Below are 9,996 nucleotides of genomic sequence, written 5' to 3'. Positions count from 1 at the left end.
CCGCTGCTTGCGCGACAGCCAAAGTCCGGCCCCTGTCATCCAGCCGCGCAACGTCTCGCGCGACACCCGCAATCCATCTCGCTCGGAAAGCTTCTCAGCCGCCAATGTCGGCCCGAAGTCTGCATAGCGTTCGCCAACCAGCGTCACCGCGTAATCTCGAACACCGTCACTGATCCGGTTGTTCGACGGCCGGCCGATCGCCTTGTGCCGGATCGACGCCGCACCACCCGTGCGGATCCGCTCCAGCAGACGACGCACCTGGCGCGTACTCAGATCAAGCACATGCGCCGCCGACACCATCGTCATGTGGCCGGCGATCACTTTCGATAGAATCTCGATCCGCTGCAGGTCGCGCTCGCTCATCGCTATCAGTCCCATCCGCAATCTCCACCGTCATCAAACCCGGGGAGAGTGACATTCCAACTTTGCAGAAACAGGACACTTCAACTTTGCGGCTACAACAACTTTGCGGCATAAGCAGACTTATGGAACTGACACGTGCGCAAGAATCGCACGAGCGCATCACATGGAATATCGCGGCATGCGATCTTGCAAGGGGTTAGACGGATCCTGTCGTGATGATCACCGAGTGCATAGAGGAACAGCGTAGGTCGTGATATGCGCCGGCGGGCAGAATCTCTTGATAGATGCCGCCGAAGAGTCTCGGATCAGCACCGAACCGTGTCCCGGTAGGGCCAGTACCATCCATTGGCCCTCAGAGGGTGACAATCTATTTTCGACATTGTCATCACCTTTGTCGGTTACGTGACGAGCCTTCCTGTTCTCAATCCCCTATTTTACGACCACATAACTGGAATCGCAGCGAATTATTGTTCGTCAGCTCAATCGGCCTGCTTGGCACGAATCTTGAGAGCTATTGCGAGGCAGCGGAACGGCCGCCGCATCCGCGTTGCGGGATAACCGCATTGATTCGAACACATGAAGGAACGCCAAGCATGGCAGCTCTGCGTCAGATCGCATTCTATGGAAAGGGCGGAATTGGCAAGTCCACTACGTCCCAAAACACGCTAGCCGCCCTTGTGGACCATGGGCAGAAGATCCTCATCGTCGGCTGTGACCCTAAGGCTGATTCTACGCGCCTGATCTTGAACTCGAAGGCCCAGGATACGGTTCTTGATCTCGCAGCAACGAGAGGTTCGGTTGAAGATCTTGAACTCGAAGACGTGCTCAAGATAGGCTATAAAGGTATCAAATGCGTGGAGTCTGGCGGCCCGGAGCCAGGCGTCGGCTGCGCGGGACGTGGCGTTATCACGTCGATCAACTTTCTCGAAGAGAACGGCGCCTACAACGATGTCGACTACGTGTCTTATGACGTGCTCGGTGACGTTGTGTGCGGCGGCTTCGCGATGCCGATCCGCGAAAACAAAGCTCAGGAAATCTACATCGTCATGTCCGGCGAAATGATGGCACTCTATGCCGCCAACAATATCGCCAGGGGCATCCTGAAATATGCTGCAGGCGGCAGCGTACGCCTGGGTGGCCTCATTTGTAACGAGCGTCAGACGGACCGCGAAGTCGACCTCGCCGAAGCACTGGCTGCCAAACTCAATTCCAAGCTCATTCACTTCGTGCCACGCGACAACATTGTCCAACATGCCGAGCTTAGAAAGATGACGGTGATCCAATATGCGCCGGACTCTCAGCAAGCGGCCGAGTACCGGACACTTGCCCAAAGAATACATGACAATTCCGGCAAAGGCACCATCCCGACCCCCATCACCATGGAAGAACTTGAGGACATGCTTCTCGATTTCGGGATCATGAAGTCCGACGAGCAGATGCTTGCCGAACTTCAAGCCAGGGATGCAAAGCTGATAGCTGCCCAGTGATCACACTGACACGAGCGCGCAGCGACACGCAAAGCGCCCGCCATCCCGCGAGGGAGGTTTGCCAATGAGGCTTCATTCGGATTTCCCAAGGGGTAGGGTCAATGACCTTCAAATACCACTATGACAGTGACTTTCATGCGAAGCTTATAGCGGACGTCCTGTCGCAATATCCGGACAAAGCAGCGAAGCGTCGCAGTAAACACCTTGGCTTGGCAATGAGCGAAAAGGACGCCGGCGAGGACGCAAGCGCTATTAGCGAATGCCAGGTAAAGTCGAACATCAAGTCTGTCCCAGGCGTGATGACGATCCGCGGATGCGCGTATGCCGGTTCAAAAGGCGTCGTCTGGGGACCGATCAAGGATATGGTTCACATTTCACACGGGCCGGTCGGCTGCGGTCAATATTCCTGGTCGCAACGTCGCAACTATTACGTCGGTCTGACAGGCATCGACACTTTCGTGACGATGCAATTTACCTCCGATTTCCAGGAGAAGGACATCGTTTTCGGCGGTGACAAGAAACTGGAAAAGGTCATCGACGAGATTGCTGAACTTTTCCCGCTAAGCAATGGCGTCAGCCTGCAGTCCGAATGTCCGATCGGTCTGATTGGCGATGACATTGAGGCCGTAGCGCGAAAAAAGGCCAAAGAACACACGACGACCGTTGTGCCGGTGCGCTGCGAAGGCTTCCGTGGTGTGTCACAATCGCTTGGCCACCACATCGCCAACGACGCAATTCGAGATTGGGTCTTCGACAAGAAAGACTTAAAATTCGAGTCAGGTCCCTACGACGTAAATGTCATAGGCGACTATAACATTGGCGGAGATGCATGGGCGTCGCGCATCCTGCTCGAGGAGATCGGATTGCGCGTGGTCGGCAACTGGTCGGGAGATGCAACTCTCGCCGAAGTGGAGCGCGCGCCGAGAGCTGCGCTCAACCTCATTCACTGCTATCGGTCGATGAATTACATCTCCAGACACATGGAGGAAAAATATGGCATTCCTTGGATGGAGTATAATTTCTTTGGCCCATTCCAGATCGAAGCCTCGCTGCGCAACATAGCCAAGCATTTCGGGCCGGAGATCGAAGATAACACCGAAAAAGTCATAGCCAAATACCAACCCTTCGTCTGGGCTGTGGTCGATAAATATTGGCCGCGCCTTTCTGGCAAACGGGTGATGCTCTACATCGGCGGATTGCGTCCTCGTCACGTCATCACCGCCTATGAGGACCTCGGAATGGAAATCGTAGGAACTGGCTACGAATTCGGTCATGGCGACGACTATCAGCGCACCGGCCACTACGTAAAAGAAGGCACGCTGATCTACGACGACGTGACTAGCTACGAACTAGAGAAATTCATCGAGGGAATTCGGCCCGATCTCGTCGGGTCCGGCATCAAGGAAAAATACCCGGTGCAGAAAATGGGCATTCCGTTCCGTCAGATGCACTCCTGGGATTATTCTGGTCCGTATCACGGTTATGACGGCTTCTCGATTTTCGCCCGAGACATGGATATGGCCATCAACAATCCGGTTTGGGGTCTTTACGACGCGCCCTGGAAGAATGACCGCGCTTCGGCGGGTCCAGTAGCATGAGAACCTAGTATTTCTCGAAGAAAACGCGGGAGGCCTTATCCGCCGAAGGTCTCTGTACCGCCTCCATGTCGCAGCCAGACCGAAAGAGGTGACCCTATGCCGCAATCAGCTGAGAAAGCTCTCGACCATGCGCCTTTGTTCTGCGAGCCGGAATACAGGCAAATGTTGGCCGAGAAAAAGCTGAAATTCGAATGCCCACACCCGGATCAGGTCGTGTCAGACCAACGCGAATTCACGAAGACCTGGGAATATCGCGAGAAAAACTTGGCCCGCCAAGCCCTTGTCGTTAATCCAGCCAAAGCCTGCCAGCCACTCGGCGCGGTCTTCGCAGCGGCGGGATTCGAGCGAACGATGTCGTTCGTCCATGGCAGCCAAGGTTGCGTTGCCTACTACAGATCGCACCTATCACGCCATTTCAAGGAGCCGTCATCGGTGGTCTCGTCATCGATGACAGAAGACGCCGCTGTTTTTGGTGGCCTGAAGAATATGGTCGACGGTCTCGCCAACACGTACAAGCTCTATAACCCGAAGATGATCGCGGTGTCGACCACATGTATGGCCGAGGTCATCGGAGATGACCTGCATGGTTTTATCGAAAACGCCAAAAGTGAAGGTTCGGTCCCGCGCGATTTCGATGTCCCCTTCGCTCACACACCTGCCTTTGTCGGCAGCCACGTCGATGGCTACGACAGCATGGTAAAAGGTGTGCTGGAGAATTTCTGGAAGGGCACCGCGCGAAATGAAGCCACCGCTACTATCAACATCATTCCTGGATTTGATGGCTTCTGCGTTGGGAACAATCGCGAATTAAAACGCCTGCTCGACTTGATGCAAGTGACTTACATGTTCATCCAGGACGCATCAGATCAGTTCGATACGCCTTCCGACGGCAAATTTCGGATGTATGACGGCGGGGCCAAAATCAATGACGTGAAGGCGGCGTTGAACGCGGAGTGGACGTTGTCCCTGCAATATTACAACACTCGCAAGACGTTAGATTACTGCAGAGACGTTGGACAAGCGGCGACCTCCTTCCACTACCCTCTCGGCGTCGAAGCTACCGACGAACTTCTGATGGTGATATCGGAGATTTCCAGCAGAGAAATTCCCGAGGCGATCCGTCTGGAGCGCGGCCGACTCATCGATGCGATGGCGGACAGCCAAGCTTGGCTATACGGAAAAAAATACGCGATCTACGGCGATCCAGATTTCGTTTATGCGATGGCGCGCTTCATCATGGAGACCGGCGGCGAGCCAACCCACTGCCTCGCCACAAATGGCACCTCAGCTTGGGAGGACGAGATGAAGGAACTCCTCGCATCCTCGCCCTTCGGGAAGAATGCACAGGTTTGGCCAGGCAAAGATCTCTGGGCACTGCGCTCGCTACTGTTCACCGAGCCGGTGGATCTCCTGATCGGAAATTCTTATGGGAAGTATCTCGAACGGGACACCGGTATCCCACTGGTTCGGCTGATGTTTCCAATTTTCGACCGGCACCATCATCATCGATTCCCCCTCATGGGCTACCAGGGCGGACTGCGACTTTTAACGACGATCCTCGACAAGATCTTCGACACCCTCGATCGCGAAACAATGCACGCGGGTGTGACAGACTATTCGTACGACCTCACTCGCTAAGAGCGGCGGCCGGTCAGGCGGCCTATCCCTCAACCAGATATGAAGGCAGACGAATGTCCTCGCTCAACGTCAAAATCAAAGATGCCTTCCACGAGTTCGCGAGTGAAAGGAGCGGCAGCAAGGGTCCCAAGGCGCGCCGAAGGAATTGCGCGAGGCCAATGGGCCCAGGAACGGCCGTCGGCGGTTGCGCTTTCGACGGCGCCAAGGTCGCACTGCAGCCGATCACCGATGTCGCGCATCTTATTCATGCGCCACTCGCCTGCGAGGGAAATTCCTGGGACAACCGCGGCGCTGCCTCGTCAGGTCCAACACTTTGGCGCACGAGCTTCACCACTGATCTCACGGAAATCGACATCGTGATGGGACACAGTGAACGGAAGCTCTTTAAAGCCATCCGGGAAATCAAGGATGGGTACGCGCCCGCGGCAATCTTCGTCTATTCAACCTGCGTTACAGCGATGATCGGTGACGACATCGACGTTGTTTGCAAGCGAGCGACGGACGAATTTGCCTTACCGGTGGTGCCGGTCAATGCGCCGGGCTTTGTCGGATCTAAAAACCTCGGCAACAAGCTAGCGGGCGAGGCGCTGCTCAAGCATGTCATAGGCACGGTGGAGCCCGATGAACCAGGCCTTTTCGACATCAACATACTCGGCGAATTCAACCTCTCGGGTGAGTTCTGGCAGGTGAAGGCACTCTTGGATAAGCTCGGCATCCGCGTCCGCGCCTGTATTCCGGGAGACGCGCGCTATCTGCAAGTCGCATCCGCCCACCACTCACGCGCAGCGATGACGGTGTGTTCGACAGCGTTCGTCAATCTGGCCCGTGAGATGCAGGAACGCTGGGACATTCCATTTTTCGAGGGCTCCTTCTATGGCATCTCTGCCACCTCGGAGGCCCTCCGGCGGATTGCCGATTTGCTTGTAAAGAGGGGCGCCGATCCCGCGCTCTTGCATCGCACGGAAATCCTTGTAGCGGAAGAAGAGGAAAGGGCGTGGAAGAGACTGGAAGCCTACCGGCCTCGCCTCGAGGGCAAGCGCGTGCTTCTAAATACAGGCGGCRTCAAATCCTGGTCGATTGTCCACGCCTTGATGGAGATCGGAATGGAGGTCGTCGGCACATCAGTCAAGAAGTCGACGCTCGAAGATAAAGAGCGGGTCAAACAGACTCTGAAGGAAGACGACCTCCTATTCGAGTCGATGGCGCCACGCGAACTCTTCTCGTTTTTACTCGAACGAAAGGCTGACATCATGCTCTCGGGCGGACGCACCCAGTATATAGCGCTAAAGGCAAAACTGCCCTGGCTCGACATTAACCAGGAGCGTCATCACGCTTACGCTGGCTATGAGGGAATGGTGCAACTTGCTCGACAAATTGACCTGGCAATCCACAATCCGATGTGGCCGCAGGTGCGCGAGCCGGCGCCATGGGAGCCGGCCTTGGTCGTTGAAAAGCGAGCGAAAAGAGAAGCGTAAGCGCGTCGAACCAAAACCGCGAGAATCACTCGCAAAAAATGTTGAGGTCGTACTATGGCACGCGTCGTATCTCAAACTAAGTCGGCGGCGGTCAACCCCCTGAAGTCGTCTCAGCCGCTTGGTGCTGCCTTCGCCTTTCTGGGCGTCGACGGCGCAATACCTCTGCTCCATGGCAGCCAGGGATGTACGAGCTTCGCGCTCGCCCTGCTCGTGAGACATTTCAATGAAGCGATCCCGCTGCAAACGACGGCGATGAACGAAGCCGCGATAATCGTCGGCGGCGCGGATCGTCTCGAAGAGGCAATTCTCAGCCTCAAAGCCCGCACAAGGCCACGACTGATCGGGATATGCACGACCGCATCGGTCGAGGCCCGCGACGAGGATGTCGCCGGTGACGTCGAAAACATCAAACGCAAGCGGGCGATAGAACTTGTGGGCACCGAAGTGGTACTCGCCAACACGCCGGACTTTGACGGCGCGATAGAGGAGGGTTGGTCTAAAGCTGTTACGGCCGTGATCGAGGCAATAGCACGACCTGACAAGCAGTATCGTAATCCGAGGAAGATCGCGATCTTGCCTGGCTGCAACTTAACAGTTGCTGATATTGAACATTTGCGCGAGACGGCCGTAAGCTTCGGGCTCGACCCGGTTATTCTGCCCGACGTATCCGGAGCGCTCGACGGCTCCATCCCGGAAGAATGGATGCCGACAACGTATGGCGGCACGAAAGTGGAGGAGATCCGCGATCTCGGTGCGACGATGCAATGTATCGCAATCGGTGAGCATATGCGCCGACCGGCTGAAGCGCTGCAGAGACTGACCGGCGTGCCGTACGTGCTGTTTAGATCGCTGACGGGCCTAGAGAACGTCGATCGCTTTATTCGCGTGCTTGCCGCTATGTCACGCAAACAGACACCGCTCAATGTCCGCCGCAACCGAATGCAGTTGCAGGATGCCATGCTCGACGGCCATTTCCATATGGCAGGCAAGAAGATCGCAATCGCCTCCGAGCCAGATCAACTTTTCCAATTCTCCGATTTTTTTAATGCCATGGGTGCGGAAATTGCAGCCGCAGTCACCACGACCGCCACTTCGAAGGCGCTCGAGATGGTACCGGCGAACACCGTCAAAGTCGGCGATCTCAGTGATCTGGAAAGTCTCGCCGCAACGGCCGATCTTATCGTCACACACTCGCACGGCCGAGAAGCTGCCAGGCGTCTCTGCGTTCCGCTGATGCGGGTGGGGTTCCCCATGTTCGACCGCTTCGGCAGCCAGAGCAAGCTTACAATATTGTACCGAGGGACCCGCGACGTGATCTTCGACTTCGCGAACATCATTCAGGCTAACCACCCTCCGAACCCCTGGCCCACTTGACTCAACCGACAGGCGGGAATCGCAAAAATGAGATCAGTTCGTCGCCTCTCGCTCTTCAATGGCAGATTCCATCAACAGCGGCCGAAACGGCAGTTGGGCGCTTTGCGAACCGCGATCGCCACGCAAGCTATGAAAGGACTGAAAGCGTAGTTTGAATCGGCCAAACGATTGGCCATCTACGACGCGATACGCGACGCGTGGACCTTCGTGGAAGCCGCGGGGTTAGAAGACATCTCCGACGAGATCGGAAGACACCGAAGGGAAGGTGAGGATTGCACCGGGGCAAAGATGGCGGCGTTAGACAGCTGCCAGATCGCATTTTGTCTCGCAATGGGCGCGCCTTCGGCGGTCACATTTGGCAGAACTCGCTAAATCGGAGGAATCTATGACAAGCTTATCCGTGACTCGCGACGGGTCCCGATGGATGCCGGAATATTTGGATTCGATCAACCCTGCGATGTGCATCGGCTGCGGTCGCTGCTTCAAGGTCTGCTCTCGCGAGGTCATGCATCCCTACGGCATCGACGAGGCAGGTGAAATGCTCGGTGTCTGCGATGGCGAGGACGACTTCAATGGTGAGCTCAGTCGCGTGATCATGGTCATTGATTATCCCGGCCGCTGTATCGGCTGCGGAGCCTGCGCCCGCGTCTGTCCCAAGAACTGCCAGATTCATATCGCCGTTGATCATCGTGCGGTGCACGAATCTTGAATTTTGTTCCGAGCGTGGCTCTTGAGGAACGCAAGCTGGTTCAAGAGTCACGGAAGATCTTCGGTATGCCTCATCTGCAGTTAACCGCCACCTGCGTTAGAGTGCCGGTAAAGACGGGCCATTCCGAGGCGGTATACGTCGAGTTCGACGATCATGTTCGACTAGAACGGGTCCGTGAGCTCCTGGCAAATGAACCAGGTGTTCGACTTTATGCTGATGAAATTCGCGACGGATATCCAACGCCGCGCTTTCTGGGAGATCCCGCAGATGTTCACGTCGGACGGGTCCGAGTTAATCCCGAGAACCCGGCGCAAAAAACCGATTTGTTCGATTGACAAGGCACTACGATGAGCAAAGAGCCGAAGATCGTTGCCGGCGTTAAAATCCCTCGCAGGGAGACGGCGACAGCTTCCACTGAATTATCCGCGACGCAGAAACCGATCTGCTTCTCCATCGTTCCAGCCACGTGTGACTCATTCCACCTTTAGGCGCGTGGCGGCTCGTTGGCGTTGATGGCTCCGAACGGGCACTCCTAATGTGGTTAGCCGGAACTCGATTGTGGGCGCAGTCGGCCGACCTTAAGGAAATGCGTTTGACGCGCTGCTTAAGCCCGCGGTCCGGCGAATGGGTTTATGACAGCTTCAGCGCTCGAACCGTTCCAGCATCCTCTTCAATTGTGCGTTTTGCATTTGGAGCTTACGCGCCAGCTGCTCCCGGAGCACCCTGATCTCTTCATCAAGGCTGATTGCATCGCCAGAAACGGCGGGAGCACGTGAAGAAGGTGGGAGAACGACTGCAATCGCTTCCGCTTTCTTGTCCCGTCTGCTGCGCTTTCGCGCTGCACCTTCGTCAATCTGCGAGGGCTTTGGTGCGTCGTGCGCGGCTGTATCGGCGTCATCGAACGAGACCGGATCATCTGCTTTCTCGAGCGTGGCGCTTTCCACATCTGTTGTGTCATCAACACTGCTCGCCGCCTCTTCGGAATGATCCGGGTCCGCTGACACCGCGTCAGATTGATGGCTAGCGACCGGCTTTTCGTCGGCCAGACGGCCTGCGGCGTCCAACTCGTTGTTGTCAGCTGTTTCAGTCGGCTTGGCGATGGCTGATACGTCCGGCTTCACGTCATCGGTCGAGCCGTGTTCTTGCCTCTGCTGGCGTCGCGGTGACACCAGCCGAGCAAGAAGTTTCCATGGAGACGCCATCTATTCGACCTCGAATTCTACCGGTATGTAAACTACGAGCAAAAGCGTTGGCGGCAGAATGAACCGCCGCCAAAATGTTCACTACAATAAGCATAAGAATGCGGCCAGCACTTGGCCGTCTGCTGCCGATCAACCGAGGTTGAGTCGCTT

At 56.1% G+C, this 9,996-nt stretch carries 8 protein-coding genes and 1 pseudogene; 7 read left to right on the top strand and 2 right to left on the bottom strand.

The window, feature by feature from the left end; genetic code table 11:
* Window positions 1-378: helix-turn-helix domain-containing protein (locus AC1ECN_RS37445; protein ID WP_477955895.1), on the bottom strand; the 378-nt coding region annotated here is incomplete at its 3' end.
* Window positions 379-956: 578 nt separating this feature from the next.
* Here AC1ECN_RS37445 and nifH point away from each other — a divergent pair.
* The 7 genes and pseudogenes from nifH to AC1ECN_RS37410 all read left to right on the top strand — a co-directional run.
* Complete coding sequence (gene nifH / locus AC1ECN_RS37440) at window positions 957-1,850, top strand: nitrogenase iron protein (protein ID WP_018067938.1); 894 nt, start codon at window positions 957-959, stop codon at window positions 1,848-1,850.
* 101 nt (window positions 1,851-1,951) lie between these two features.
* A complete protein-coding gene (gene nifD / locus AC1ECN_RS37435) occupies window positions 1,952-3,448 on the top strand; it encodes a nitrogenase molybdenum-iron protein alpha chain (RefSeq protein ID WP_018496046.1) in 1,497 nt (498 codons plus the stop codon).
* 96 nt (window positions 3,449-3,544) lie between these two features.
* Window positions 3,545-5,086 (top strand): nitrogenase molybdenum-iron protein subunit beta, encoded by a 1,542-nt coding sequence (nifK, locus tag AC1ECN_RS37430; RefSeq protein WP_163862532.1) that lies wholly within the window; start codon window positions 3,545-3,547, stop codon window positions 5,084-5,086.
* A 53-nt stretch (window positions 5,087-5,139) separates the two neighbouring features.
* The gene (gene nifE, locus AC1ECN_RS37425; RefSeq protein WP_477955893.1) at window positions 5,140-6,561 is read left to right on the top strand and encodes a nitrogenase iron-molybdenum cofactor biosynthesis protein NifE; all 1,422 of its coding nucleotides are present in this window, start codon (window positions 5,140-5,142) and stop codon (window positions 6,559-6,561) included.
* A gap of 54 nt (window positions 6,562-6,615) precedes the next feature.
* Entirely contained in the window at window positions 6,616-7,935 is a 1,320-nt protein-coding gene (gene nifN, locus AC1ECN_RS37420; protein WP_163862528.1) for a nitrogenase iron-molybdenum cofactor biosynthesis protein NifN, read from the top strand.
* Window positions 7,936-8,320: 385 nt separating this feature from the next.
* Window positions 8,321-8,644, top strand: a complete 324-nt coding sequence (fdxB, locus tag AC1ECN_RS37415) for a ferredoxin III, nif-specific (RefSeq protein WP_018067932.1) — start codon at window positions 8,321-8,323, stop codon at window positions 8,642-8,644.
* 14 nt (window positions 8,645-8,658) lie between these two features.
* A pseudogene (locus AC1ECN_RS37410) lies at window positions 8,659-8,979 on the top strand (Asd/ArgC dimerization domain-containing protein); the annotation flags it as partial.
* A 306-nt stretch (window positions 8,980-9,285) separates the two neighbouring features.
* Here AC1ECN_RS37410 and AC1ECN_RS37405 read toward each other — a convergent pair.
* Window positions 9,286-9,846 carry a hypothetical protein gene (locus AC1ECN_RS37405; protein ID WP_163862526.1) on the bottom strand — a complete coding sequence of 187 codons (561 nt, stop codon included), beginning with the start codon at window positions 9,844-9,846 and terminating at the stop codon, window positions 9,286-9,288.
* Between the last annotated feature and the right edge of the window lie 150 nt (window positions 9,847-9,996).

It is taken from the genome of Rhizobium sp. 01N447_2, from assembly GCF_056399245.1.
This window is presented reverse-complemented; position numbering and strand designations above follow the sequence as displayed.

What these genes read in the sequence shown, in the direction of transcription:
- nifH (WP_018067938.1), top strand. Translation starts at nt 957, where the DNA reads ATGGCAGCTCTGCGTCAGATCGCATTCTATGGAAAGGGCGGAATTGGC.
- nifD (WP_018496046.1), top strand. Translation starts at nt 1,952, where the DNA reads ATGACCTTCAAATACCACTATGACAGTGACTTTCATGCGAAGCTTATA.
- nifK (WP_163862532.1), top strand. Translation starts at nt 3,545, where the DNA reads ATGCCGCAATCAGCTGAGAAAGCTCTCGACCATGCGCCTTTGTTCTGC.
- nifN (WP_163862528.1), top strand. Translation starts at nt 6,616, where the DNA reads ATGGCACGCGTCGTATCTCAAACTAAGTCGGCGGCGGTCAACCCCCTG.
- fdxB (WP_018067932.1), top strand. Translation starts at nt 8,321, where the DNA reads ATGACAAGCTTATCCGTGACTCGCGACGGGTCCCGATGGATGCCGGAA.
- AC1ECN_RS37405 (WP_163862526.1), bottom strand. Translation starts at nt 9,846, where the DNA reads ATGGCGTCTCCATGGAAACTTCTTGCTCGGCTGGTGTCACCGCGACGC.